This window comes from Curtobacterium sp. MCPF17_011 (assembly GCF_003234145.1).
Lineage (GTDB): Bacteria > Actinomycetota > Actinomycetes > Actinomycetales > Microbacteriaceae > Curtobacterium.
The window spans coordinates 42617-66993 of record NZ_QKSK01000013.1 but is presented as its reverse complement, the minus strand read 5'-3'; the positions used below and the strand labels follow the sequence as shown (position 1 = coordinate 66993).

The 24377-nt window shown below is 71.8% G+C and carries 18 protein-coding genes and 1 tRNA gene; 7 read left to right on the top strand and 12 right to left on the bottom strand.

Features of this window, described 5'->3' with window-relative positions:
- Window positions 1-58: 58 nt before the first annotated feature.
- A complete protein-coding gene (locus tag DEJ25_RS14540) occupies window positions 59-1513 on the top strand; it encodes a CHAD domain-containing protein (protein ID WP_181427461.1) in 1455 nt (484 codons plus the stop codon).
- Here DEJ25_RS14540 and DEJ25_RS14535 read toward each other — a convergent pair whose 3' ends face one another.
- The 3 genes from DEJ25_RS14535 to DEJ25_RS14525 are packed head-to-tail and all read right to left on the bottom strand — an operon-like array spanning window position 1514 to window position 6308.
- Complete coding sequence (locus DEJ25_RS14535) at window positions 1514-2722, bottom strand: right-handed parallel beta-helix repeat-containing protein (protein WP_111045140.1); 1209 nt, start codon at window positions 2720-2722, stop codon at window positions 1514-1516. It abuts the gene before it with no gap.
- Window positions 2723-2727: 5 nt separating this feature from the next.
- Window positions 2728-4761 (bottom strand): right-handed parallel beta-helix repeat-containing protein, encoded by a 2034-nt coding sequence (locus tag DEJ25_RS14530; RefSeq protein ID WP_111045139.1) that lies wholly within the window; start codon window positions 4759-4761, stop codon window positions 2728-2730.
- Window positions 4758-6308 (bottom strand): glycosyltransferase, encoded by a 1551-nt coding sequence (locus DEJ25_RS14525; protein ID WP_111045138.1) that lies wholly within the window; start codon window positions 6306-6308, stop codon window positions 4758-4760. The genes DEJ25_RS14530 and DEJ25_RS14525 overlap by 4 nt, the downstream gene beginning before the upstream one ends.
- Before the next feature lie 312 nt (window positions 6309-6620).
- Between DEJ25_RS14525 and DEJ25_RS14520 the strand changes: the two genes are divergently transcribed.
- Together DEJ25_RS14520 and DEJ25_RS14515 are read left to right on the top strand one after the other, a co-directional pair.
- Entirely contained in the window at window positions 6621-8501 is a 1881-nt protein-coding gene (locus DEJ25_RS14520) for a glycoside hydrolase family 2 protein (protein WP_111045137.1), read from the top strand.
- A gap of 64 nt (window positions 8502-8565) precedes the next feature.
- Entirely contained in the window at window positions 8566-9822 is a 1257-nt protein-coding gene (locus DEJ25_RS14515; RefSeq protein WP_258366208.1) for a hypothetical protein, read from the top strand.
- 27 nt (window positions 9823-9849) lie between these two features.
- On the opposite strand, the gene DEJ25_RS14510 is transcribed toward DEJ25_RS14515, so the two are convergent.
- From DEJ25_RS14510 to galU, 7 genes are all read right to left on the bottom strand, one after another.
- Window positions 9850-10908, bottom strand: a complete 1059-nt coding sequence (locus tag DEJ25_RS14510; protein ID WP_111045136.1) for an amidase domain-containing protein — start codon at window positions 10906-10908, stop codon at window positions 9850-9852.
- A gap of 79 nt (window positions 10909-10987) precedes the next feature.
- Entirely contained in the window at window positions 10988-11446 is a 459-nt protein-coding gene (locus DEJ25_RS14505; RefSeq protein ID WP_111045135.1) for a VOC family protein, read from the bottom strand.
- 93 nt (window positions 11447-11539) lie between these two features.
- Entirely contained in the window at window positions 11540-13441 is a 1902-nt protein-coding gene (locus DEJ25_RS14500; protein ID WP_111045134.1) for a hypothetical protein, read from the bottom strand.
- A gap of 160 nt (window positions 13442-13601) precedes the next feature.
- Window positions 13602-13677 (bottom strand) — tRNA-Ala (locus DEJ25_RS14495).
- Between the two features lie 76 nt (window positions 13678-13753).
- Window positions 13754-14887, bottom strand: a complete 1134-nt coding sequence (locus tag DEJ25_RS14490) for a hypothetical protein (RefSeq protein ID WP_111045133.1) — start codon at window positions 14885-14887, stop codon at window positions 13754-13756.
- Window positions 14888-15026: 139 nt separating this feature from the next.
- Window positions 15027-15686, bottom strand: coding sequence for a GNAT family N-acetyltransferase (locus tag DEJ25_RS14485; RefSeq protein ID WP_110904985.1), 660 nt, complete (start codon window positions 15684-15686; stop codon window positions 15027-15029).
- Between the two features lie 89 nt (window positions 15687-15775).
- Window positions 15776-16666 carry a UTP--glucose-1-phosphate uridylyltransferase GalU gene (gene galU, locus DEJ25_RS14480; RefSeq protein WP_110904961.1) on the bottom strand — a complete coding sequence of 297 codons (891 nt, stop codon included), beginning with the start codon at window positions 16664-16666 and terminating at the stop codon, window positions 15776-15778.
- A gap of 103 nt (window positions 16667-16769) precedes the next feature.
- Here galU and DEJ25_RS14475 point away from each other — a divergent pair, with 103 nt between their 5' ends.
- From DEJ25_RS14475 to mscL, 3 genes are all read left to right on the top strand, one after another.
- Window positions 16770-17354 (top strand): 5-formyltetrahydrofolate cyclo-ligase, encoded by a 585-nt coding sequence (locus DEJ25_RS14475; protein WP_110904960.1) that lies wholly within the window; start codon window positions 16770-16772, stop codon window positions 17352-17354.
- A 1-nt stretch (window position 17355) separates the two neighbouring features.
- Window positions 17356-17709, top strand: a complete 354-nt coding sequence (locus DEJ25_RS14470; protein ID WP_110904959.1) for an FmdB family zinc ribbon protein — start codon at window positions 17356-17358, stop codon at window positions 17707-17709.
- Between the two features lie 73 nt (window positions 17710-17782).
- Window positions 17783-18289, top strand: a complete 507-nt coding sequence (gene mscL, locus DEJ25_RS14465) for a large conductance mechanosensitive channel protein MscL (protein ID WP_111045132.1) — start codon at window positions 17783-17785, stop codon at window positions 18287-18289.
- A gap of 316 nt (window positions 18290-18605) precedes the next feature.
- Here the strand turns inward: mscL and DEJ25_RS14460 are convergent, their stop codons facing one another.
- Both DEJ25_RS14460 and DEJ25_RS14450 read right to left on the bottom strand, forming a co-directional pair.
- Entirely contained in the window at window positions 18606-19193 is a 588-nt protein-coding gene (locus DEJ25_RS14460) for a CDP-alcohol phosphatidyltransferase family protein (protein WP_110904957.1), read from the bottom strand.
- 371 nt (window positions 19194-19564) lie between these two features.
- The gene (locus DEJ25_RS14450; RefSeq protein WP_111045131.1) at window positions 19565-23335 is read right to left on the bottom strand and encodes an ATP-binding protein; all 3771 of its coding nucleotides are present in this window, start codon (window positions 23333-23335) and stop codon (window positions 19565-19567) included.
- A gap of 160 nt (window positions 23336-23495) precedes the next feature.
- On the opposite strand from DEJ25_RS14450, the gene DEJ25_RS14445 reads away from it, so the two are divergent.
- On the top strand, window positions 23496-24368 hold the full coding sequence (locus DEJ25_RS14445) for a CoA ester lyase (RefSeq protein ID WP_110904954.1): 873 nt from the start codon (window positions 23496-23498) through the stop codon (window positions 24366-24368).
- Window positions 24369-24377: the final 9 nt, after the last annotated feature.

Here is a 24377-nt window from a genome sequence, read left to right as displayed (position 1 = left end):
GTCCACAGTTCGCGGGGACCGCCTCGGCGCCGGGGCGGTCCGGACGACACTGACTCGCATGCACCAGCGAGACGATCCCCACGACGACGACTTCCCGGCTCCTCGCGTGACCTGGCGGGTCCCGGACGCCCGGCGACTCCCCGCCCTCGAGCCCTACGCGGACGTCGTCGGGCGGGTCCCGGACGTGATGGTGCGTGAGACCGTCTGGGACACGTTCGACGGGGTGCTCGCGGCGGCCGGGGTCGAGCTGGTGCGCGGTGAGGACGGCACGTGGACGGTCGATCGCGGCGAGGGTCCGGAGCGCCTCGCCGACCGGAGCACGGACGCACCGGTCCCGGAACTGGCGGTGCACCTGCGCGGTCGGCCCCTGACCGCCGTCCGGCTGCGGGACACCACGACGTCGCTCCTGGTCCTGCACAGTCGGGACGGCCGGGTGCGGGCCGAGGTCGCTGACGTCCGGGTCGACGAGGGCTCGCCGGACGAGGCTGTGCTCCGGGCCGGTCGCTGGTGGGCGCTGGCGGACGACGGCAGCGGCCACGCGCTCGTCCGCGGCGTGGAGCGGGCGCTCCGGGACGCGGCCGAGGATGCGGACACCGACGCGGGCGGACCGGACACGGACGGCGGCGGTGCTGCTGCTGCCGACCGCGCTCCGGTACCGCGGCTCGCACCGCTCCGCCTGCCGTCCACGTCGCACCGTCCGCGATCCGGCACGGCCGCCCGGTTCGTCGTCGACGCGCTGGCCACGCTCCGCGCCGACGTGGTCCGGGTCGACCCGCTCGTCCGACGCCGGGAACCCGACGCGGTCCATGCTCTCCGAGGGTCGCTCCGACGGATCCGGAGCGTCCTGGCGGTCTACCGCGGCGCGCTCGACCGCGACGCCAGCGAGTCGGTGCGACGGAGCCTCGGTGCCGTCGGACGTGCAGCCGGGACGGTCCGTGACGCCGAGGTCCTGGCCGCCTCGGTGCAGATGCTCGCGGGCCGTGCGCCGGAGGGGCTCGTCGACGACGCGACGCTCGCCGGACTCGTGGGCCGCATGGGGTCGGCGCACGGGGACGCGACGGCGGGGTTCGACGAGGTGCTGTGCTCTGCCGAGTGGTTCTCCGCACTCGACGCACTCGACGCGCTCATCGCCGACGCACCACCGGGCCCGCGCGCAGGGGACGCCGTACGACCCTTCGTCGAGCGGCGACTCCACCGGGAGCGTCGTCGCATGCGCCGGGTGCGGGACGCGGCGACACGGTCTGCTGACCTCGAGGTGCTGCACGACGCCAGGAAGGCCGCGCGGCGGCTCCGCTCCGCAATCGACGCTGCAGGTGGATTCGCCGACGCGCACCGACACCTCGGTCGGCTCCGCCGGGCCCAGGCGTCCCTGGGGGACGGACTGGACGCCGCGAACGCCGTTGCGGCCCTGCGGCACGAGGCGGACTTCACCGCCGGGGTCCTCGCGACGGTCGGCCGTCAGCGGGCCGACCGCCGGCTCAGACGTGGGCGCGAGCTGCTTGCCCGTCTTTGATCAGGACGTGCACTTCGTGGTCGAGAACTCGTTCGAGCCGACCACGTCGTTGTCACACGACACCGTGTTGCCGAGCACCGGGCGGAAGGCGAAGGCCACACCGTCGCTGTTGCCGAGGTCCACGGTGTTGCCGGAGAACGTGTTGTCCGTGCCCCAGCCGTCCAGGAGCTCGTGCGTCTGGAACCCGTCGAGGATCGAGTGCACCCCGCGGTTCCCGGTGACGCTCCAGCCGTTGCCCTTCACGTCGACCCAGGAGTCCGCATGGTTCTGCCCCTGCATGCCCGCGCCGTCGAAGGAGTTGTCCGACAGCACACCACCGGTCGTCCCCTCCTTGATGTCCACGTTCTCGGCTGCGGTGCCCGTGACCGTGTTCTCCGTGACGACGTTCCGGTCGCTGCGGTCCGGCTTGCAGTCGGACACGTCGCACCAGTTGTTCTTGGACGAGCCGATGTAGATGCCCTCGCCGAACTGCGGCTTCCGCAGTCCGGTCTCGGAGACGTGGTTGCCGCGCACCGTGTTGTCGCTGCTGTTGCCGCGGACGTGCACCGCCTCGTCCCCGGTCTTCCGGACCGTGAGCCCCTGGAGGACCGAGTGCTGCGTGTCGTCGAGCATGACGCCCTTCTGGCCGTTTTGCACCGTGAACCCGGACAGCGTCCAGTAGGCACCACCGTCGAGGTGCACGACGTAGCCGTCGGACGGGTCACCGCCGTCGAGGACCGCCCCGCTCCCGCCACAGAGGGCGATCGGTTGGCTGGCCGTGCCCTTCGCCGTCCCCTCGAAGGTCCCGTCGTAGGTGCCGTCGGCGAGGGCGATGACGTCCCCTGCCTCGGCGTCCTCGAGTGCGGACGTGAGTGCGTCCGAGGTGCTGACGCGGATGGTCGGCGACGTGCACGCGGCGGCCGGGGCGGCGGTGGCCGTCCCCGTGGAGCCGTTCGCCGTGCCGCTGGTGGCGCCGCCGCCCTCGTCGGACTTCCCGCTGTCGGATCCGCCGTCGTCATCCAGCGTGCCGAGCTGCGGGGTGCGGCTGGCACTCGGCGTGCGGCCGGGGTCGGCGGTCGCCGAGGAGGTCGGCACGGGCGCTGCGACCGTCTCCGGGTCGCGGACCGCGGCGCTGACGCCCCAGATCCCCCCGACGAGCACGGCTCCGGCCACGAGACCGACGGCGCCGGACACGATCTGGACGCGATGTCGTTCGAACAGGTTCGTCATCCGCGTCACCGGCCCGTCGCGGCGAGCGCCGCGTCGACGTCTGCGGCCGGGGCGGCATGGGCTGCGCGCCGGCTGCCGTCCTGGTCCGCGGCTGCGTGGCCCGTACCTGCCTGGTGCGGTCCGGCCTCCGCCATCGGCGACGAGATCGGCGAGGCGGGCAGGCCCAGTGTGGTCGGGTCGACGACGCCCCGGGTGAAGGAGGACAAGGGAGCGAGTTTGGCGTACGGGTGCTCGCGGGCCTCGCCCCGACGGCCGCGGATGACACCACCGATGGCTGCGACCAGGACGATGAGCAGCAGGATCAGCCAGAGCACGGTGAGTGGCTGGAAGATGCCGCGTAGCGTCACGAGCAGCGGTTTGGTGGAGTGCCAGCCGGTCGTGGTGTTGCCGTGTTGAACGGCCTGGTCCGAGCGAGCGAGGTCGATCGCACTCGGTCCGCGCCCGGACACCGAGTTGTCGGTCACGGTCGTGCCCTTCGACGGGCCGACGACCGTCACGCCGTGGGTCCGCGCGCCGGAGATCTCGTTGCCGTCCACGTCGGCGTCGGAGCCTCGGCTGTAGATCCCGATGTCGGCGCCCGCGATCGTGTTGTCGCTGACCTCGGAGGCCCGGACGCCGTCGAGCACCGAGATGCCGTTCTGGGTCGACCCCTTGATGACGTTGTTGCGCACGGTGGTCTTCACGGCGTCCTGACCGACGACGATGCCCATCCGGTTGCGGTCCATGGTGGAACCGCTCACCTTGACGTTCTCGCCTCCGAGCACCTCGACACCGTACCGCCCGTTGTCGGACGCGGTGCTGTCGGTGAGGGAGTTGTTGCCGTAGTCGCCGGTGGGCATGCCGACGGCGTTCGGCCCGTCGGCGAGCGCCCCGCCGTTCAGCGTGATGCCGTTGCGTCCGTTCCGGTTGGCGGTCACCTGGCTGAGCACGATGCCGGTGGAGGCGCGGGTCATCTTGATCCCGTCCACCCCGTTGTCGTGGGAGTCGACCGAGGACAACGTGCTGTTCGTCACGTAACGGTGCAGCACGAGGCCGTCGATGAGCGAGTTCTCGATCGTGGAGTCCGACATCACGACCCCGTCGGCGCTCGTGAGGAACAGTCCGTACGCGTTGCCGTCGAACTCGGTGTGCTGGATCTTCGCCGAGACGAAGCTGTAGGACCCGGCGGCGGTGCTCTCGCCCGGGGTGGTCCCGTCGACGGCACCGGTGGGGAGCAGGGTGGTGCCGAAGACGTCCTTCGTGGTGCGGAGGGTCTTCGCCGCCTGGGTGCCCGACGCCGAGTCGAGCGTGGACAGGTCGGTGCCGGTGAGGGAGACGCCGCCGGTCGTGCCGCTCCAGAAGCCGAGGTCGCGGAAGGACGCGTAGCTCAGGGTCGCCGTTCCGCCCTGGACGCGGACGTACGCACGACCGTCGGTGGTGTCGGTGTCGACCTTGCCGGCCTGCGGGTCCCACGAGTCGATCGTGACCGGGGCCTTGGCGGAACCGGCGATCTGCAGGGCTCCGGCCTGCGTGACGATCGACACGAAGCCGCGGTCGTCGCTCTCCATGTGGATGTGCAGGCCGTCCGGGCTCGCCAGCTGCAGGGTGGCGCCGTTCTCCACGACGATGTTCTCGCTGAGCAGGTACGAACCGTCGGGCTGTTTGACGAAGGTGGAGGGCGCGAGCTGCTTGAGGTCGTCGACGGTGTACGCGGAGCCGCGGGCGACGAGCACCAGGGTGTACGAACTGCCCGTGGCGAGTCGGTACGGCTTCGTGGTCACGAGGCCGCTCCACCGTGCTGCCGAGGCGAGGGCTCGCACGTTGTAGATACGTTCGTTCTCGGCGGCGACCAGTTTGGCCTCCTTGTTCGGGCTGCCGGGGTATGCCTCGCCCGTGACGACGGTCGACGCTGCGGCGTCCGGGGTCGACCCGGCGGTCGCGGCCTGCGCCGCGGTCGGGAGGGACAGGGCGCCGGCGCCGGCGAGCGTCAGGGCCATCGCGGAAGCGGTGGCGATGCGGCGACGACGGACGGACGTGGTGCGGGTCGGGTCGGTGCTCATGCTGCTGCCACCTCTCCGGCCTGGAGGCTCGTCGCCGGCTGCGACGCGCGCTGCGTCCCCGAGGTGGTCGCGGCGGCAGGCTCGGCCGTGTGGGACGCGGCCGCCGCTTCCGTGGTCGGCGCTGCGACGGTGGCCGCTGCCATCGTCGGGGCTGCCATCGTGGGGGCTGCCATCGTGGGGGCTGCCATCGTCGGCGCACCCACCGCCGGCGCCGCAGTGGCCGCGAAGGCCGGAGCGGGGGTCGGGGTCAGTACGGTCTGCCCAGCCGGGCGTGCGCCGGGACCGTCGAGGGTCGCCGCGGTCTGTCCGTCACCGCCCATCTGGTCGGCGTGCCGGGTCAACCAGCCCTGCTTGTTCATCGTGATGAACGAGAACACCTTGATCGGCAGGGCGATGACGATCACCACGACGGCCAGGATCGGCAGGACGAAGAGGTCGAGCGGGTGACGGCGCAGGTTCGAGAAACCACGGACGGCACGACCGGCGAGCAGCCAGGCGAGGGTGAACCCCGCGCCGATGACGCTGAGCTCCAGTCGGCTGAACAGCAGGTACCACATGGTGATGCCCATGGTCACGGGCGTCAGGATGATCTGCAGCACGGTGATCTTCGTGACGAAGGGCACGCGCCAGATCCACCCCTTGGCGATGGCCGTCAGGTACGTCCGGTACGAGTTGCGGCTCCAGCGGATGCGCTGCTTGAAGAACGCCTTGCCGGTGGCCGGGAACATCGAGAGGGCCTTCGCGCTCTCCTGGTGCACGGTCTTGAAGCCGGAGGCGAGGATCAGCCAGGTCAGCCGTCCGTCGTCGCCGGCGACGCAGCGACGTCCGAGGAAGAACTCGTTCTCGAGGTTGTCGAGCACGGGCAGCACTGCCGAGCGACGGTACGCAGCGGTGCGTCCCGACAGGCAGGGCACGGCACCGGCGGCGCCCATCGCTAGCACGTAGTTGAAGTACCGCAGGTTCACGAGCCAGTCGGCGATGATCCGCCAGATGCTCGAGTTCCGCTGGTAGACGTTCTGCTGCGTCCCGACACCGCCGACGGTGGTGTCCACGAAGGGCATCTGCACGTTCTCGAGCAGTCCCGGCTCCCAGCTGGTGTCGGAGTCGACGAGGACGACGACGTCGTACCGCGCGAGCCGGATGCCCTGGCCGAGGGCGCTGCGCTTGCCGACGTGGTGGAACAGGATCGGTTTCACGGTCGGGTCGCCCACGGCGACGATGCGCTGGTAGGCCTCGGTGTCGGCGACGTCCAGCACGATGATGATCTCGTCGGGGTTCTGCGAACGCCAGGACTCGAGGCAACGGAGCAGGATGTCGGGGTCTTCGTGGTAGCTCGGCACGACGACGGAGGTCGTGGTGCGGAAGCCGTTCACGATCGGCTTCGCCCGCGCCGACAGCACGACGCGGTAGAGCCACAGGGCCCACACGATCACACCGGCGATGCCGACGGGCACGTACTTGAGGGCTTCGTGGCCGAAGGCGACGAGCTGGTCGATGACGACCTGGGTCGATGTCTGGGATGCGGCGAGCGCGGCCAGGGTGTCCATGGGTTCGGGTCCTTCGGACTGGCAGGGTGGATGATCCGGGGCGCTCGGTGGGTGGCCGGGCGCGGACGGTCGGCGAGTGGGTGGCTCACACGGCGGTCGGTACGGCGTCGTGCTGAGGACGCTAGGCGGAGCGCCGACCAGGCGACAAGGGGCTGCGGGGCACTCTTGCGCGTTCGCGCAAGGCGCTGCGGAAGTGCGGGGGGCGCGCTTTCCGGCCCGGTGCCCTCTGCTGCTCACGGCGGCCAGCGCGCAGATCACGAGGTCCGCTCCACGCCCTGTACAACGCTGTACCGCTTCCGCCAGCATGGGGACATGAACGCGCACCTCGGCAACGACGCCGCCACCGCCCTCCCGCTCGCCAGTCGTCAGGACGGCGAGTACCCGCGCCCCCAGATGATGCGGTCCGCCTGGGCGGACCTCGACGGCACATGGTCCTTCCGCAACACGGGTGACGACCCCGCCTGGCGGAACGGGTTCACGGACGCGCGCGACATCACGGTGCCGTTCCCGCCGGAGTCCGTCGCCTCGGGCATCGACGAGCCGGGCTTCCACCCGGTCGTCTGGTACTCGCGGCAGATCACGGCGGCGGACCTGGCGGCGGCCGGGCACGGTGCCGAGGCGCCCCGTGTGCTGCTGCACTTCGGCGCGGTCGACCACCGCGCTCGGGTCTGGATCGACGGGCAGTTCATCGGCGGGCACGAGGGCGGTCACACTCCTTTCACCCTCGACGTGACCGAGGCGCTCGGCACCGGCACGAGCACCGGCACCGGCACCGGCACCGGCAGCACCACGCCCCACACCCTCGTGGTCCGCGCCGAGGACGACCCCCACGACCTCACCCAGCCCCGCGGCAAGCAGGACTGGCACGAGCAGGCGCACGACATCTGGTACCGCCGCACGACCGGGATCTGGCAGACCGTCTGGCTCGAGGCCGTCCCGGCCACCGCGATCCGCTCCCTCCGCTGGACGAACGTCGACCACGAGACGATGCGCCTCACCGTCCGGTTGACCGGTGAGCACCCGGTCGGCACGCGCCTCCGGGTCGAAGCCACCTGGACCGAACACGACGAGCACCTCGCCACCGTCGAGACGACCGTCGGTGCGACCGCCCACGAGAGCGAACTCGTCGTGCCGATCGCCCGACAGGCGAACGGTCAGGCGGAGCAGGAGCTGCAGTGGACCCCGGACGCGCCGCACCTGGTCGACGCCGTCGTGACCCTGCTGGCCCCGGAGGGTGACCCGCTCGACGCCGTGAGCTCCTACTTCGGCATCCGGACCACCCGGGTCGGCGGTGGTCGGTTCCTGCTCAACGACCGCAGCATCGACGTCCGGAGCGTGCTCAACCAGGGCTACTGGCCGGACTCGCACCTGACGGCCCCGACACGGCAGGCCCTGCGCCGGGAGGTCGAGCTCATCAAGGAGCTCGGGTTCAACGCCGCCCGGAACCACCAGAAGATCGAGGACCCGCGGTTCCTGTACTGGGCGGACCGTCTCGGGCTGATGGTCTGGGGCGAGGCCCCGGGCGCCTACGCGTTCTCCCCCACCGCGGTACAGCGACTGATGCGGGAGTGGATGGACGCCGTGGAGCGGGACGCCTCGCACCCGTCGATCGTGACCTGGGTCCCAGCGAACGAGAGCTGGGGCGTGCAGCACATCGCGACCGACCCCGCCCAGCAGGCCTACGCCCGTGCCCTGGCGGACGTCACCCGAGCGCTCGACGCGACCCGGCCGGTCATCTCGAACGACGGCTGGGAACACCCGGACTCCGACATCGTCTCGGTGCACGACTACGAAGGCGACGGAGACCGTCTGGCACGCACTTACGCCGACGACGAGGCGCGGACCCGGCTCCTCGCGGGTCTCGGACCGGCCGACCGCCTGGTCCTGGTGGGAGGTGCTGTGGACCGCGGGCAGCCGGTGATGCTGACCGAGTTCGGTGGCGTGAACCACCAGCCGGGTGCGCAGCGCGACGACGCCTGGGGGTACACGACGGCGGCGGACGGGGACGACTGGATCGCTCGCATCACCGCGCTGTACGACGCCGTGCGTGCGAGCTCGTTCCTGGCCGGCAGCTGCTGGACGCAGCTCACCGACACGATGCAGGAGACGAACGGGCTCCTCAACGCGGACCGGACGCCGAAGGAGCCGATCGAGCGGATCCGCCGCGCTGTCCTCGGAACGCCGGAACGCTGACACCGGAGGCGGTACGGCGGCCGTGCCGCGAGCTGACTCCGGAGCGTCTGGGAGGATCGGGCGCGTGACGGACCTGTTGGAGACGACCCGGGCCTCCGGACCGACCCGCCTCCGCCGGGCGGTGACGGCCGTCCTGGAGGCCCCCTCCAGCGGGTGGACCACTCCCCTGCTGCTGTGGCTGGCCTCCCGGGTGGTCAGCACCGTCCTGCTCGGGACCGTCTACCTGCTGGCGACCACGAACGGGTGGCACTTCGCCTCGTACCGGCGCGATCCGTCGTTCGCCACGTTCTCCGGGTCGTGGGACGCGTCCTTTTATCGGACCATCGCCGAGCACGGGTACCCGCACGTCCTGCCGACGGACCGGTCCGGCCACGTCGTGCCGAACCCGTGGGCGTTCCTGCCGCTGTTCCCCGGGGTCGTCCGCGCGGTGATGAGCGTGACCGGGGCCTCGTTCTGGGCGGCCGCTGTCCTGGTCGCGTCGGCCTGCGGTGCGGGTGCGTGCGTGGTGCTGTTCCGCCTCGTGCTCGCCGTCGCCGATCGACGCCGTGCCCGGTGGGCGACGGCGCTCTTCGCGTTCGGGGCGACCGGGTACCTGCTGCAGGTCGCCTACGCCGAGAGCATGTTCCTGCTGCTGCTGTTCGGGGCACTGCTCGCGCTCGTCCGGCGGCGGTACTGGCTGGTGGCGGTGCTCGGGGTGGTCGCCGCGTTCACCCGGCCGGGGGTGCTGGCCCTGGCGGTGGCGCTCGCCGTGCACCTCGTCGTCCGGTGGATCGCTGCCCGTCGCGCTGCCGGAGCGCCGGCCGGCGTCCAGCAGACGTTCCCGTGGCGGGAGCGGTTTGCGGTCGTCGTCGCGGGTCTGGTGGTGGCCGCGGCCGGGCTCGCCTGGCCCGTCGTCGCGTCGGCGGTCACCGGGCGGCCCGGGGCGTACCTCGACACGGAGCTGTCCTGGTGGGTCGGGTTCGTCGGCCGGGTCGACTTCACGCCGCTGACACCGTGGTTCCTGATGGCTGGACGGTGGCTCGGGCCGGCGGGGCTCGTCCTCGTCGTGGTCGTCCTGGTGGTCACGGCGTGGTTCCTCGGGCGACGTGACGTCCGGGCGCTCGGTCCGGAGGTGCTCGGCTTCGTGGTCGCCTACGTCGCCTACCTCGTCGCGGTGTTCCTGCCGCAGCAGAGCCTGCCCCGGCTGCTCATGCCCGCCGCACCGCTGCTCGGGTCGGACGTGTTCCTGGCGACCCGACGCCGGGCGGTGGGGTGGCTCGTGACGGGCGTGTGCCTGCAGGCCGTCGCTGTCGTGCTGCTCTGGTTCCTCGGGTTCCCCTGAGGGGTGCGGGCCTCCTGCCCGCCGCCGCTAGGCGTCGAACGTGTGGAACCAGGCGGTCCCACCCGGGTGCTGCACCGTGATCATCTCGTCGAGGTCCCGGTAGGGCCCGTCCTGGTTGTGGCTCGCCGACTTGATGCGGATGGTGCCGTCGGGCTCGGTGAACACCTCGGACACGATGGTCGTGTGGTCCGGCGACCCGTTCGCGTTCCAGTCGAACATGACGATGTCGCCGACCTTCACGTGCTGGCGCTCGTCGGACGTCCGCCGGGTCAGACCGAACGCCGAGGCGTTCTGGTCGAGCCACGGGTCCATCGCCGGGCAGTAGGTCCAGGTGGCCGAGTGCTGTGCACCGCCGGCTCGGTTGTACCAGTCGCTGCGCTGCTGCCACCCGCGGGCCTGGAGCGTCTGGTTCACGTAGTTCGCGCAGTCCCCACCGATCGGGTTCATCGTGCCGTACTCGGCCGTGTTGTAGTCCGACCAGTGCCGCATGGCGTACTGCAGCTGACGGTCGACGTCGGTCTTCGCGGCGTAGGCCACCGTGGTGGTGACGACCGCGGAGCTCGTGTCGGGCACGGCAGCGGCCGTCGGGGTCGGCGTCGCGGTGGCCGAGTCCTGCGTCGCGCCGACCTGCCCGTCGTTGGCCGCGCTGCCGTTGCCGTCGGACGTCTGGTTCGCCGAGGGGACCGGCTGCACCGCCGTCGTGAACAGTGCGACCTCCGCCGATCCGGCCGTGTACATCGCCTGGTGCGGGGCGGTGAAGGTGACCGTCGTCGCGGTGGCCGACACGTCGCGGGCCGCGACACCGCCGACCGTGACCCCCGCCACTGCGGCGAGCCCCGTGCCGGAGACCGTCACGGTGACACCGCCGGCGAGCGGGACCTCGGCGGGCTCCACGGACGTGGCCGTCGGCTTCGCGCCGGAACCCTTCGCCGGCCTCGAGGCGTCACCGGAGTTGGCGGCACCCGAAGCGCGGGGCGTCGAGGACCCAGCACCCGGGCCGTCGGACGAGCAGGCAGCGGCGACGAAGCCGACACCGGTGATGCCGGCGAGGGACAGGAGGGTACGGCGCGTGATCGGGGCAGTCATGACGCGTCCCAGGCTAGGCGACGCAGTCGTGTGATCGACCACCGACTCGGCGGACTCGGATCGGTCCCGCCGCGGCTGGTCAGGCCTCTGGCTGCTCGGGCGTCGGCTGGTGCGGCGTCGATGGCGCCACGGTGATGTTCACGAGCCACGTGATGCCGAACCGGTCCGTGACCATGCCGAACTCGTCGCCCCACGGCGCCTGCGTCAGCGGCTCGAGCACCGTGCCGGCGTCGGAGAGCGCCGCGAAGTACCCGCGGAGGTCGGCGGCGTCCGCTCCGTCGCCGGAGAGTGACATCGAGATGTTGTTCGTGTCCGACCGGCTCATCGACGACGGGGTGTCCGACGCCATGAGCACGTAACCCCGGGTGGTCTCGAGCTGCCCGTGCATGATCTTGTCCGCATCGGCGGGGTCCTGGACGGCTCCCATCTCGGCGAAGGTCCCGATGCGCAGATCGCCGCCGAACACCGATCGGTAGAACTTCAACGCCTGCCGGGCGTCGTCGCGGAAGCCGAGGTACGGGTTGAGTCGTGAGGTCACGATGGGCTCCTTCGTCCGGGGCTCATGGTGCCAGTGTGCCCCGGTCGCCGCAAGGACGGACCGCTCGCGAGCAGCCCGCCCGGTCAGGCCGACTCAGGTGCAGGAGACGTCACGGTCGATCGTCGTCTTCCCGAACGTGGTGACGTACTGGGCCATCGCGGTCTTGCCACCGGCGAGCCCGCGCGCGGAGCACGCCTTCTGCGCCGCGGCGAGCGTACCCGGGCCGATGGCGATCCAACTGCTGCGGCCGTACGCCGTGCTGGTCTTCGGGACGACGCCGGCGACGGTCGCCCACTGGCTGGCCGTGGAGTAGAACCCGATGGACTTCGCGCCGCCGCTCTGCAACCCGGCGATCATGCCCTCGAGCACGGTCCGGTTCAGGGCGGTGTCGGTCTGGTGGGAGAACTGCGTCTCGACGTCGATCCACCAGCGGTGGGAGCCGGGGTTCGCGACACCGCGCTTCGTCGTGTCGTCACCGCCGAGGGCGTACCCGTAGAGGAAGGAGCACGCCGGGCTGTTCTGCGGCTTCCCGCCGGCGCGGGTCGAGCACGAACCGTAGGGGTTCTTCGGTGCGTACCCCTTGAACACGTTCGACGTCGGCCAGGTCGAGGCGGCCGCGGCGGCGGGGTTCGCGAAGAGCACGTAGAGCTGGGCCTTCGGCTGAGCGGTCCCGCCGGCCGAGAGACCTGCCCAGGCGAGCTGGCTGCTGAAGCACGGGTTCGTGGTGTTCGCCAGGGCGGCGTTCACCCCCACGACACCGAACGCCTGATCGGTCGGCAACGACGAGCCGCACTGCGGGTACGACACGTCCGCGCCGGTGCCGACGCCGGAGGACCCGTCGACGAAGTAGCCGACCGCGTCCAGGTTGAGCGCCCCGCTGCCTGCCTTGGCCCGCGTCTGCACGGTGCCGGTCGGGGCGATCGGTACGGTCACCATCGCGGCGAGGGACTGCGACTTCGCGACCACCTGGGTCGTGGCCACGGCGGCACCGACTGCGCCGACGTGGAACCAACCGCTGGCGCTGAGCCCCTTCGTCCGGGCGGTCAACACGGCGGCTCGTGCGGTCGTCGGGATGCCGCCGGCGCCGACGACACGCACCCGCTGCACCGTCGAACTGACGGTGGTCGAGGCGACCCGTGCGCCGTCGGCGGGCACGAACACCAGACCGGAGGCCTTCGCCGACCAGTAGCCGACGACGGTGACCGTGACACCCGAGGCGACGCCGGAGGTGCGGACGTCGACCGCGCCGCTCGCGGGCAGTCGCACGGTCGCGGTGTTCGCGATCGACAGGCCCTTCGACGAGAACGCCTGGGTGACGGCGGCACGGTTCGACACGCCCTGCGCGGTGACGCTCACGCTGCCGGCCCCCGCCGGGCTGCTGACCCGGACGTCGAGGACCGCGGCGGTCGCCCCGACCGGCACGCCGGCCCGACCGGTGACGCGGACGGTGGTGGGTCTGGTCGCCGCGACGGTCCCGGAGAAGAGCGACGCGGGGGTCACCGGTGCGTAGGTGGACCCGCTGCTGCCGTACGACCCGGCGACGATGAGCGAGACCGTCGCCGTCCCCGCCGAGAGCACCACCTGGACCCGACCGCCGGAGACCGCCACGGTGGTCGCGCCGGCGACCGCACGGCCGCGGACGTAGTCCTGCAGGGGCGGACGGTCTGCGCTGCCGACCGGCACGACCGAGACGACGCCGGCTGCCGTGGGGTCGGCGACCTGCACGACGAGCGTCGCGGCGGTCGCCGTCGCCGGGATCCCGGGGAGTGTGACCGTCGTCGGCGTCGTCCGCACGGTGCCCCGCCAGACGGTCGGTGCCGCGAGCGGCGTGTAACGCCCGAAGCCCGGTGCAGTCGTCGCCGATGCGGTCGTCGCGCCCGTCGTCCCGGCGGTGGGGGCCGCGGCGGAGGCTGACGCGACCGGGCCGACGACGAACCCCGTCGAGACGACGACTGCTGCCGCGATGGTCGCGAGCGCTCGTGTGAAGCGGTGCATGGCACTCCCCTGGTGTCCGCCCGGGCCGGGCGCAGCAGGAGTCTAGGGGCCGGGTGTGGCGCGCCGACAGCCCCAGGACGAGACCTGTGGAGAGCCGGATGCGACGGCGGGAACACGTCAGGCCCGGAACCGGACGGTTCCGAGCCTGTGTGTTGCTACCTGGTGGAGCTAAGGGGATTCGAACCCCTGACCTTCTCATTGCGAACGAGACGCGCTACCAACTGCGCCATAGCCCCAAGTGCTCGACCACGATAGCACCGCGGTGCAGCGAACCCGAAATCGGGTCGCAGCGGTCGGGCGTGCCGCAACCGGTCAGACCGCGCGACGCCGACGCATGATCGCATCGAGGTCGGTCTGCCCGTACGCGTCGTCGCCGAGGACACCCATGCCGGCCCAGCGGCTGGGCGGGCCGGGGGGTGCAGCCGGGACGTCACGAGGAGCGGACGGGTCCGACCCGGACGCTTCCGCGGGCGACGACGAGGACCCAGACCGGGACACAGACGCGGGCGCCGCGCGGAGCCCGAGCCGCTCCGCGAGCCGCCCCTGGTCGTGCGAGGACAGTGCCGCCGCGGCGTCCTCGACGTCCGCACGCATCCGCGACACCCGCGCCAGCGACGGGTCGGACCCGGCCGCCCGGATCGCGGCCGCCTCCGCGTCCGCTTCGGCCTTCGCCTGCGCGACACGCTCCCGCAGCCGCGCGGCGAGCACGGCTGACGACTCCGGCGACGGCTCGGGCGCCGTGGGCGCCTGCACGTACAGCGGCTTGGGGACCGCCCCGGGCGTCCAGGTGCGCTCGGCCGGCGCTGCCTCGGGCTGCTCTGCCGACAGCGGCGGCGCGGGGTCCGTCCAGGTGGTGGCCGGACGGGAGGCCCGGCGCTGCTCCGGCTCGCCGGCTGCGGCCCGACGGCGCCGCGCGGTGGCGACCTGGTGCAGCTGCGCGAGCACCGCGGCGGAGCCGCCGACCGCGACGAGTCCGGCGACGGCGAGGATCCAGGCACCGGGTGCGGCGACGAGGACGACGATCGCCGTGAGGAGTCCGAGCGCGCCGAGGGTCGTGGCGCCGAGGCGCGAGCGACGCATCCGCATCGCGGTGAGTGCGGGCACGGACGACACCTGCTCGAGCACGGGCGCCTGCGCGGCCAGACGACGGGTGATCTCCCGCTGTCGTGCGGCTTCGTGGGCGCGGACGATGGCGGCGCGCTTGGCCTCTTCCGACCGGGCGACGCGCTGCGCCTCGGCGAGGGACTTCGCGTTCATCTCCACGCGGACCTCGTCGGGCAGTTCGGCGGTCTGCGCCAGGATGCGGAGGGTCTGCTGCAGGCGGATCGCGTTCCGCTCGGTCGCCAGGTACTGACGTCGCGCAGCCCATGCGGGCATCAGGTACACGACCCAGAGCACTGCCGCCACGAGCAGCACGACGCCGCCGCCCCAGGTCCCGAATCCCATGGGGCAACGGTAGGGGGAGCGCACCGCCGGGACGCCCATTGCCGGGAGCGTGTCGAGCGAGTCGCGACGGATCCGTCGAACGGGGGACGGGCCTCCTGCCCGGCAGCGGCGCGACGCGGACCGTCGGCCGCAGGCCCGGTCAGCCGCGCGGGGAGATGGGCAGCGGCACGGCCGCTTCGTCCCAGGCCTCGTCCGGCACACGGCCCGCGCCGAGCGGGACCTGCCCACGGACCCAGCGGTCCAGGACGCCGTCGCGGACCTCTTCGGCGACCAGGCCGAAACAGAAGTGGTCACGCCAGTCGCCGTTGATGTGGATGTACCGGCGGCGCAGGCCCTCGTAACGGAAGCCGAGCTTCTCGACGACCCGGAGGCTCGGGGCGTTCTCCGGCCGGATGCAGATCTCGAGGCGGTGGATGCCGACGACGCGGAAGCAGTGGTCGGTCGCGAGGGCGACCGCGGTCGGGGTCACGTTGTGACCGGCCGCGTCCTGCACGACCCAGTACCCGATCGACGCGCTCGCGAGCGAGCCGTACGTGATCCCGGACACGTTGAGCTGGCCGACGAAGCGACCGTCCAACTCCATGGCGAACGGGAGGCCCAACCCGGCCCGGGCGTTCGCCTGCAGTGCGCGGATGCTCCCCCGGACGTCGGAGGACGCCATGCCGGAGGGGTTCGTAGCCTCCCAGGTGCGGAGCCAGGAGCGGTTGCCGGCGAGCGCGAGGTCGAGGTCGCGGGAGTCACGGACCCGGAGGGGGCGGATGGTGACCCGCCCGTGGGTGAGGGTCGGGATCGTCGTCATCGCTTCTGGTTCCTCCGGGGTCCCGATCTGGTCGGGACGGGTGTCCCGTACGGGTCCGGGTGCACCGGCCCCGTACGGGATGGGTCGACTCATTCGCCCGCGTTGAACTCCTTGAGCCAGGACTTGAGGTCCGGCCCGAGGTCCTCGCGGTCCGAGGCGAGCTGCACGATCGCCTTGATGTAGTCGAGTTTGTCACCGGTGTCGTAGCGGCGTCCACGGAACACGACGCCGTACACGCCACCTGTCCATTCCTCGGCGCTCGCCATCTTCATGAGCGCGTCGGTGAGCTGGATCTCGCCGCCCTTGCCGGGCTCCTGCTTCTCGAGGACGTCGAAGACCTCGGGGCGGATGACGTAGCGGCCGATGATGGCCAGGTTCGACGGGGCCTCACCCTGCGCCGGCTTCTCGACCAGGCCGGTGATCTTCACGACGTCGTCGGTGTCGGTCGGCTCGACCGTGGCGATGCCGTAGAGGTGGGTCTGCGACTCCGGGACCTCGAGGAGCGCCACGATCGTCGCGTTCTTCTCACCCTGGACCTCGATCATGCGCTTGAGGAGCGGGTCACGGGCGTCGATGATGTCGTCGCCGAGGAGCACGGCGAACGGTTCGCGGCCGACGTGCATCTTCGCGCGGAGCACCGCGTGGCCGAGGCCGAGCGGGTCGCCCTGGCGGACGTAGTGCATGTCCGCGAGGTCGGTCGACTGGTTGACCTTCTGCAGCTTCTCGTGGTCGCCCTTCTTGCGGAGGGTCTCCTCGAGCTCCGACACGTGGTCGAAGTGGTTCTCGAGCGCGTTCTTGTTGCGCCCGGTGATCATCAGGACGTCGGTGAGACCCGCATCGACGGCCTCTTCCACGACGTACTGGATGGCCGGCTTGTCGACGACGGGGAGCATCTCCTTCGGCATCGCCTTGGTCGCGGGGAGGAAGCGCGTGCCCAGCCCTGCAGCGGGGATCACGGCCTTCGAAATCTGGAAGCCCATGCAGCGACCGTATCCGATCCCCATTTCCAGGGCATGTCAACGGATAGGGGGACAGCGAGATCGGCGGGAAACCGCATCGCCCGCGATCGCTACAATCGTCGCCATGACCGCCGATCTCGGGAACGAGAAGCGTGCCCTGCGAGCCGACCTCCGGCAGCGGCGGCGCAGCCGGACCTCGACCGAACGGGACGCCGACTCGCTGTCCCTGACCGCGACGTTGCAGCGGTTCGTCGAGGAGCGCCAGATCACCTCGGTCGCCGTGTACCTCTCCGCGCCCGACGAACCCGACGTGCGCCCCTTCCTCAACTGGGCGTTCGACCGGGGCCTCCGCGTGCTGCTCCCGGTCACCCGCGAGGACGGGCTGCTCGACTGGGCGGTCGGCGACGGCTCCTCCGAGCGCGAAGGGCTGTTCGGCATGCCCGAGGTCGTCGGCGAGGTGCTCTCCCCCCTGGCGATCAACGACGTCGACGCGATCCTCACCCCCGCGGCGGCGGTCGGCCACGACGGGGTCCGGATGGGATGGGGTCGCGGCTACTACGACAAGACCCTCGGGTCCATGGCGAAGCGCCCGCCCGTCTATGCTGTGGTGTTCGATGCGGAGTACCTCGACGAGGTCCCGCGCGAAGCCCACGACGAACCCGTGGACGGCATCATCACGCCGTCACGCATCATCACGTTCCGGAGCTGACGTGCCCACCTACTCGTACCGCTGCACCGAGTGCGGCAACGCGTTCGACATCAAGCAGTCGTTCTCCGACGACACCCTGACCGAGTGCCCGGTCTGCGGCGGAGTCCTGCGCAAGGTCTTCTCGCCGGTCGGCGTGACCTTCAACGGGGGCGGCTTCTACCGGACGGACTCGCGGCCGACGCCGAAGAGCGAGGGCGGGTCCGGGTCGAGTTCGTCCGGGTCCGGGTCAGGCGCGGGCTCGTCGGGCTCCGGCTCCTCCGGCTCCGGCTCGTCCGGCTCCGGCTCGTCGGGCTCCGGCTCGTCCACGAGCACGTCGAGCTCCGGCTCCTCGGGGTCGTCGACCTCCGGATCCTGACCGACGCCGCGCCTCCTGGATAGGTTGGAGCGGGCCGCTGCACGGTGGTCGTCCACGACAGAAGGGGGCCCGCGTGAAGGGCTTCAGGGAGTTCCTGCTCCGCGGGAACGTCATCGACCTCGCGGTCGCGGTGGTCATCGGCGCCGCGTTCACCGCGATCGTCACGACGATCGTGAACTCGCTCATCAACCCGCTCATCGGTGCCGTGTTCAACGCGTCGAGTCTCGACAAGGCGTTGATCTGGGAGATCCCGACCGTCTCCGGGGGTAGCGCGCCGATCCTGTTCGGCGCGATCATCGGCGCGGTCCTGAACTTCGTCATCGTCGCCGCCGTCGTGTACTTCGCACTCGTGGTCCCGGTGAACCACCTGAAGAAGGTGGCCTTCGACCGGGTGAAGAACAACGAGGAGCAGACGCCGCAGGACGTCCCGCCGACCGACGTCGAGGTGCTGCTCGAGATCCGCGACCTGCTCCGCCGTCAGGGTGGCGACGACGCAGCGGTCCCGACCGGCGGCGGCGCACACGTCGCACCGTCCGACACCTCCGAGGGTGCCGGCATCGCCGGCTCGACGAAGCTGTAGGACTCAGCCGCTCCCGCCGAGCGGTCACGACACCCCGCGGGCCCGTCGCCGACCGGTCACGACACCCCGTTCCGCCGGAAGGTGAACAGGGTGTTGTGACCACTCGAGGGTGGGCGCGCGGTGTGGCGGGCGTCAGCCGGACCTCCCGTGGGTCACACGACAGGCCGTAGCCACCCCCGCCGAGCGGTCACGACGCCCCGCCAGCGTTGCGCCGAGCGGTCGCGACAGCCCGCCGAGCCGGAAGATGAACGGGGCGTCGTGACCGCTTGGTGGAGGGACGCCGGGCGCGCCGGGAAGCCGGGCCGACGGCCAGCGCCTACGCCGGAGCGCGCTGGGTCCGGTGCTTCCGGGACATCTCGGCCGCGTACTGCAGCCCGGCCAGGACGTGGCCGATCGTCCCGAGCCAGACGAACACGAGCGCCACGTTCCGGATCCAGTGGTGGTCCACCGCGACCGACGTCGACGAGAACAGCAGCACCGGCAGCCCGACGAACAGCAGCGCCGACCGGATCTTGCCGGTCCACGTCACGCGCAGGTCCGGGTTGCCGCGGAACCACGCGCTCGACAGGGCGAGGAGCGCCAGGTCGACGGCCACCACGATCGCGACGACGATCCACGGCAGCAGCCCGACGAGCACGAGCGAGAGCACGATCGCGACGATCGCCAGCCGGTCGGCGATCGGGTCGAGGGCCTTGCCGAGCGCCGACTCCTGGTGCAGCCGGCGGGCCAGGAACCCGTCCGCCCAGTCGCTGACGCCGAGGACGACGAGCGAGGTCAGCGCCCATCCGGGGTGGCCGGCGACGACGAGCGCCACGTAGACCGGGATGAGGACGAACCGCACCATCGTGATGAGGTTCGGCCACGTCTGCCAGTCGGGCCGGGTCCGCCGGGAGGGCTCCGTCATCACACGCTTCCGTTCGGGGTTCGCTGACCCTCAGCGTACCGGTCAGCCCCAGTGCGGCGGTCGGTCGCGGAGGAGACGGTCGTCGTTCTCCCCCGTCCCGTGCCGCGGGGGCTCGGGTGACGGCGTCGGGTCACTGCCCGGGACGGGCGTCGTGGTGACGCGACGGCCGGACCGGACGAGACCACGGGTCGGTGCCGATGCGGTGTCGACCGCCACCCGCGGGACGGGAGGCTCGGCTGCGGTCGGCTGCGTGCCTCCCGTCCGCGAACTGGTCGCCTCGGGCGTCCACGCGCCGGTCAGCTGTTCCGTGGTCGGCGTGACCGGACCAGCGGGCCGGGCGGCCCGACGTGCGGGCCGCGATCGCCGATCGGTCATCGGCGTGCGGGCACCGGGGGGATCGAGATCTCCTGCGTGGCGCCGCGGTCGACGCCGAGCACCTGCGCGACCGTGTTCGCGACCCGGTCCGGGTCGGAGAACAGCTGGAACGCGTGCACGCGGACGTAGTGCCAGCCGAGTCGGCGGAGCACCTCGGGGCGGAGGCGCAGCGACTCGCGGAGCGACCCCTTCACCAGGGACGCGTCCGTCTCGATCGTCACGCAGACGCCGCCGTGCGCGGCGACCAGGCCGAGCTTGCCGCGGTGCCCGAGCGCGACCGGGATGCCGCGCATCTCGAGCCGACGGGCCAGGTCGACGAGCAGCGGGTCGGAGTCGTCCGGCACGTACTCGGCGGTGGTGCGGGCGCGGACCTCGGCCAGGATCTCGGCGAGGGCGACGGTGCCGTGGCCCATCCGCTCCGCTTCGATGTCGGACGGCTGGAAGCAGGTGACGATGACCATCGAGCGACGAGCGCGGGTCATCGCGACGGCGAGCAGGCGCTCCCCGCCGGGCTTGCCGAGCGGACCGAAGTCGCGGAGAACGCGGCCGTGCGGGGTGCGCCCGTAGCCGATCGAGAACACGACGCGGTCGCGGCTCTGCGCCACGGACTGCTCGAGCGTGGCGACGATGAACGGCTCGGGACGGTCACCGATGACGAACTCGGTGAGGTCCTTGTGACCCTGTGCTGCGGCGAGGACGGCCTGCTCGACCCGGACCGCGTGCTTCGCCGAGGCCGTGATGACCATGAGCGACTCGGTCGGTCGGGTACGGGCGTGTTCGATGACGTGGCGGACGACACGGTCCACCTCGGCGTCGACGCTCTCGACGGCACCGGACTCGGGGTCCGGCACGGCCTTGCCCTCGCTGACGTAGTCGAGCGCGATCGACCCGTGACCGAGGAACGACCCGGCCCACGGCAGGGACTCGATCCGGCCGCCGTAGAAACGACGGTTGACCAGTTCGGCCAGGTCCTCACCGCCGGCCCGGTACGAGCGGGTGAGCGACAGGGTCGGCAACAGCGTGGACAGCTTCGCCAGGGCGGAGTCGGCGTGCAGGGCGTCGAGGGTCTCCTCGTCGACCTGCAGGGCGCGGTGCTCCGGGTCGACGGCGATGCGGAACGGCGACGGCGTCTGGGTGACCGGGTCGCCGAACACGACCGTCTGGCGGGCCCGGCGGACGGCGCCGACGGTCTCGGCGATGGTGACGGCTCCGGCGTCGACGAGGATCACCGTGTCGAACGGCATGGTGTCCGCGATCTGTGCGACCTCGTACGGCGAGGCAAGCCAGACCGGTGCGATGGCGCGGGACAGGTGCGGTGCGGAGTCGTGGAGCAGGCGCGAGGTGATCGCGCCGTCCCGGAGCTGGCTCTTCAGCGCGGCGGACTCCTCCGGCCAGTCCACGAGCCCGACCTTCCAGTTCTCGGCGAGCTGCCACGCCAGGCCCTGGGAGACCCCGGCCGCGTGCGCGTCGTCGACGAGTCGGAAGTCGGCCTCGACCCGGTCGAGCATGTCGGTGTTCGCGCCGAGGAGCGCACGGTCGGACTCGAGCATGGTCTCGAGCGCGGACTGCCACCAGGCGAGCTCGAGCTCGGCGGGCACCTGCACGTCGGGGACGTGCCGGTTCGCCAGGTCGGTGAGGAGCGGCTCGAGCTGCAGGTCGCGGAGCGTCTGCATGAGCTCGGTGCGCTCCTGCAGGTTGTGCAGGACGTCGGACTCGGCGGCCAGCTCGGCGATCGTCGGTACGAGCCGCTCGATCGGCAGGTTCGCGAGCTGCTGGTCACGGCTGGTGCGGCCGAGCGGTTCGTCGAGGCGCGCGAGGTCCTCCACCACGTTCGAGAACAGCACCTGGACGTCCGCGATGCCGGTGGGCACCTCGGGGTTCACACCGGCGGCGACGTAGCGCTGCCAGAGGACGCGCTGCTGCTGGACGCGGGTGAGCGCTTCGTGCAGGTCGGACACGTGGACACCCGGACGGACGTACTCCCGCGCGAGCTTCTTCAGGCGGCGTCGGTTGGTGCTGGACATCGGCGCGCCCTCGCCCCGGGGTGCGGTGGCGGCGACGAGCTCGGACACCGACCGGTCGAAGACGATCGGCAGGAAGCGGTCGAGGGTGTCGCGGATCTCGGTGAGCAGGCGCAAGTAGATGCCGAGCTCGTTGATCGTCGTGAACTGCCGCATGTGCGTCGAGGCGACCAGGTCGTGCGCACGCTGCAGGAGGGCCGGCAGTGATCCGCCGTCGAGCTCCTGCGCCGTCGCGTGGGCGCGCTGGGCGCCGTCGCTCGAGCTGAACTTCGCGCCGTACCAGGGCGAGTCGTCCGGCCCGTAGCGGAACTCGCCCAGGTTGGCGGCGCTGACCATGGTCTCGGCGACGCGGGCACGGCCGGACACCATCGACACGACGGACTGCTTCGAGAGCCGGGCCGTGGTGGAGGGGGCGACGGGCAGCAGGGACAGCCGCGAGAGCTCGACCAGGCAGTCGAGCACGCTGACGCCGAAGTCCGGGTCGGTGCGGGTGAGGGCGCCGCGGTAGTCGGTGAGGACCTTGCGGAGCCGGACCAGGGCGTCGTCGACCTCGCGGAGGTTCGGACGGCTCGACTTCTCGTTGCGGGCGATGGCCCGGACGACGTCTCGGCGCAGGGTGCCCGGCGTGACGGCGACGCCCGGCAGGTGCACCTCGCCGAAGCGGGCGGCGATGCCACGGAGCGTGGCGCGACGGGGGCTGACCACCAGGACGCGCTTGTTCGCGGCGACCAGGCCACCGAGGGCGTTCACGATCGTCTGCGTGCCACCGGTCCCGGGCAGCGTCTTCACGACGATGGAGTTGCCGGCCGTGATCTGTGCGATCACGTTCTCCTGCTCGTCGTCGGCGTCGAGCAGCAGGGTGTCGGTCTCCGGCGAGCGCTCGTCCGACGGGGTCTGCTCGACCGGGTGGTACGACTGCTCGACCTGCCACTTGGCGCTGGGGTTGCCGGCGAGGGCGTCGAGCACGGGGTGGGCCAGGTCGTCGGTGTCCTCGACGAGTCCGGTGGCGACCTCGGCGAACGTCGACACGACGAGCCGGGCGTGCACGGTGAAACCGGGGATGTGTGCGGTGAGGCCGCGGAGGCGGTCGATCACCGGGTTGGGGGTGAACGAGCCGTCCTGCTGCGCGAGGGCGACGAAGGACTGCGCGTCGAGTGTCACACCGAACTGCTCGCGGAGCGCGTCGGACAGCCCGGGGTTGAGCACGGGTTCACCGAGCAGGCGGACCTCGAAGTCCCGGCCGTGGCGGCGGATCGCCAGCGGGCGGAGCAACACGGGTCCGCGGAAGTGCTCGTCCCCGTGCTGCCAGTCGGCGATGCCGATGCCGAGCTTCACCGCGTCGATCCCACGGACCGTGGCGAGCTCGGTGCCCTTCGCCTCGACGTGCCCGGCGGCGACGCGAGCGGCTCGGAGTGCCACCTCGTCGCGGATCAGGCTCGACAGCAGGGTCGTCTTGCCGGTGATGAACTGCGCCAGACCGCCGGGATGGGTCGTCGAGAGCTCGATGCGCCCGCGCGGGTGGTCGGCGAAGTGCACGAGCGGGCTGGTGCCACCGACGCCGGCGAGCTGCTCGCGCCAGGCGTCCCACGCGGGCTCGGCCGCGTTGCCCGCGGTCAGGCGCGGGTCGCCGAGGCTGATCGCGTGCGGGCTGGTGACCTGGAGTTCGGGGCGCAGTGCGGACCGTTCGTCGGGCAGGTCCGTGCCCTCCGCCGCTCCGCCGTCGACCGAGGCGTCGTCGTTCGTCACGTCGTCCTCATCGCCGGTCGTCCTGTCCACTCGCCACACACGCCCACTGTAGGCGGAAGCGCAGTGGCACTCCGGCAATGAGCCCGCGGTTCCGGGTTTTCGCCCGGTCACACCGTCGGCCACACCGAGCCCGGACGCCAGCGTGTGGTACCAACGGTGCATGGCCACCGACGACCGCCCCGCTCCGTCCACCCCTGCCGTCTCCCGGCGTCGATCGGTCCCCGCCGAGATCTCGCGTTCGTGGCTGCTCGTCGCCGGCACCGCCGAGGACCGGTTCGACGGTGCCACCCGCTCCCGCGCCGACCAGGTGATCCTGGACATCGAGGACGCCGTCGACCCTGCGGTGAAGCCCGCTGCCCGCGCCACGGTCGCCGCGTGGCTGGCGGGCTCCGGGGAGGCCTGGGTGCGCGTGAACGACGTCACGACCGACTTCTGGGAGGACGACCTCGAGGCGCTCCGCGGCCTGCCTGGCCTGCAGGGTGTGATGCTCGCGAAGACCGAGAGCCCTGCCCAGGTCACCGACACCTGGCACCGCCTCGGCGGCCACACGCCGGTGATCGCCCTGGTCGAGTCCGCGGTGGGGATCGAGGAGGCCACGAGCATCGCCAAGGCGCAGGGCGCCTTCCGCCTGGCGTTCGGCAGCGGGGACTACCGCCGCGACACCGGCACCAGCGCGGACACCCTGGCGATGGCGTACCCCCGCTCGCGTCTGGTCGTGGCGTCCCGCGTCGGTGACCTGCCCGGCCCGATCGACGGCCCCACGGTCGGGTCGTCGCACCCGATCCTCCGCGAGCAGTCGCAAGTCGCGGTGTCGCTCGGCCTGACCGGCAAGCTCTGCCTGGACACCGAGCAGCTGCCCGTCATCAACGAGGTCATCTCCCCGACGCCGACCGACGTCGCGTGGGCGCAGGACTTCCTCGACGACTTCGAGGCCCGTGGGCGGGTCATCCGTGACGGATCCGACCTGCCGCGCCTCGGTCGCGCGCAGAAGATCCAGCGCCTCGCCCAGGCGTTCGGGGTGGAGCCCCGGTAGGACGGACAC

What these genes read in the sequence shown, in the direction of transcription:
- DEJ25_RS14525 (WP_111045138.1), bottom strand. Translation starts at nt 6,308, where the DNA reads ATGGACACCCTGGCCGCGCTCGCCGCATCCCAGACATCGACCCAGGTC.
- DEJ25_RS14530 (WP_111045139.1), bottom strand. Translation starts at nt 4,761, where the DNA reads ATGAGCACCGACCCGACCCGCACCACGTCCGTCCGTCGTCGCCGCATC.
- DEJ25_RS14540 (WP_181427461.1), top strand. Translation starts at nt 59, where the DNA reads ATGCACCAGCGAGACGATCCCCACGACGACGACTTCCCGGCTCCTCGC.
- DEJ25_RS14510 (WP_111045136.1), bottom strand. Translation starts at nt 10,908, where the DNA reads ATGACTGCCCCGATCACGCGCCGTACCCTCCTGTCCCTCGCCGGCATC.
- DEJ25_RS14445 (WP_110904954.1), top strand. Translation starts at nt 23,496, where the DNA reads ATGGCCACCGACGACCGCCCCGCTCCGTCCACCCCTGCCGTCTCCCGG.
- galU (WP_110904961.1), bottom strand. Translation starts at nt 16,666, where the DNA reads ATGGGCTTCCAGATTTCGAAGGCCGTGATCCCCGCTGCAGGGCTGGGC.
- DEJ25_RS14490 (WP_111045133.1), bottom strand. Translation starts at nt 14,887, where the DNA reads ATGGGATTCGGGACCTGGGGCGGCGGCGTCGTGCTGCTCGTGGCGGCA.
- DEJ25_RS14520 (WP_111045137.1), top strand. Translation starts at nt 6,621, where the DNA reads ATGAACGCGCACCTCGGCAACGACGCCGCCACCGCCCTCCCGCTCGCC.
- DEJ25_RS14475 (WP_110904960.1), top strand. Translation starts at nt 16,770, where the DNA reads ATGACCGCCGATCTCGGGAACGAGAAGCGTGCCCTGCGAGCCGACCTC.
- DEJ25_RS14500 (WP_111045134.1), bottom strand. Translation starts at nt 13,441, where the DNA reads ATGCACCGCTTCACACGAGCGCTCGCGACCATCGCGGCAGCAGTCGTC.
- DEJ25_RS14485 (WP_110904985.1), bottom strand. Translation starts at nt 15,686, where the DNA reads ATGACGACGATCCCGACCCTCACCCACGGGCGGGTCACCATCCGCCCC.
- DEJ25_RS14535 (WP_111045140.1), bottom strand. Translation starts at nt 2,722, where the DNA reads ATGACGAACCTGTTCGAACGACATCGCGTCCAGATCGTGTCCGGCGCC.
- DEJ25_RS14460 (WP_110904957.1), bottom strand. Translation starts at nt 19,193, where the DNA reads ATGACGGAGCCCTCCCGGCGGACCCGGCCCGACTGGCAGACGTGGCCG.